The following is a 1,059-nucleotide window of genomic DNA, read 5'->3' on the forward strand; positions in this document are numbered from 1 at the left end:
TTGTGTGAGCATGTTGACGTGTAGAGTATCGGTGCGGTCGATCGAGTGCAGGTCTAATCATTTTTGTTTTAATGCAGCAGCGGGCATACGAGTTGTTCAGGAGTCTCGTGGGCTCGGAGATGTCTATAAGTGCCCAGGCCTTTGAAGTAGGCCTCCTTGCGGGTCCACAACCGGCCGAAGGCCAGGGGCTGTTCGGCGTCGGGCAGGGCCCGCAGTTCCTGTTGTTCCGCCCGGTGCAGTTCGGGCAGGCACAGTTCGACCGTCTCCTGCGTGGGCACGCGTTGGACGTCCACTCCCAGGGGGGCGTCCGCGATGCTGATCAGGGCGATGCCGTGGCTGTGGGAGAGGGAGAAGTGCAGGCCGGTGCCGTGCAGGACGGGGCGGCCGTGCGGGCCGCCGCAGCAGGGGCAGGTGTCCCTGCCGAGCGGGAGCTCGGCGGGCGGGATGCCCGTGTAGGCGGTCAGCAGGCGGCGCAGCGCGATGTGCGCCATCAGGTAGGTGAGTCGGTCCAGGGGGCGTACGAAGGCCGCCGCCCGTTCTCGTTCGCGGTCGTCGAGTTCGCTGGTGACCATGTGCTCGGGGTGGTCGCCCGCCCATTCGGTGCCGATCACCCACAGGTGGATCTGGTGGGTGTCCACGGTCAGCCGGGGGGCGGCGGTGCGCGGGAGTTGGGCGGTGGAGCGTGCTGGGCTCATCGCGCCGTCCCGTAGGCGGGTGCGGACACCGACTCGGCGAGCAGGGCGGCGATCTCGCCGGCCGTGTCGTCGCGCAGCAGGTCGTGGGTCTTGATCCGGACGTCGAGTTCGTCCTCCAGGCGGCGCTTGAGGCACAGCGCGGTCAGGGAGTCCACGCCGAGGGCGCGCAACGGCCGGTCGGGGCCGACCCGGTGGGCCGGGGGCACGTCGAGGACGTGGGCCAGTTCCCGGCAGAGCCAGGACACGATCGTCCGGGTGCGGGCGTCGAGGTCCATGGCGCGCAGCGCGGACGGTGCGGGTGGCCGTACGAACAGCGGGGTGCTGGTGTGGTTCATGGACGTGTCGCTTCCGTCGAGGGGGGGCG

The 1,059-nt window shown here is 69.4% G+C and carries 2 protein-coding genes; both read right to left on the bottom strand.

Going from position 1 to position 1,059, the window contains the following annotated elements:
• Window positions 1-68: 68 nt before the first annotated feature.
• Complete coding sequence (locus HLK59_RS50140) at window positions 69-695, bottom strand: 4'-phosphopantetheinyl transferase superfamily protein (RefSeq protein WP_206328534.1); 627 nt, start codon at window positions 693-695, stop codon at window positions 69-71.
• The coding region (locus HLK59_RS50145) for an acyl carrier protein (RefSeq protein WP_206328535.1) at window positions 692-1,059 on the bottom strand (368 nt) is incomplete at its 5' end. The genes HLK59_RS50145 and HLK59_RS50140, both read right to left, overlap by 4 nt.

Source organism: Streptomyces sp. S3(2020), from assembly GCF_013044505.1.
In the GTDB taxonomy this organism is placed as follows: domain Bacteria; phylum Actinomycetota; class Actinomycetes; order Streptomycetales; family Streptomycetaceae; genus Streptomyces.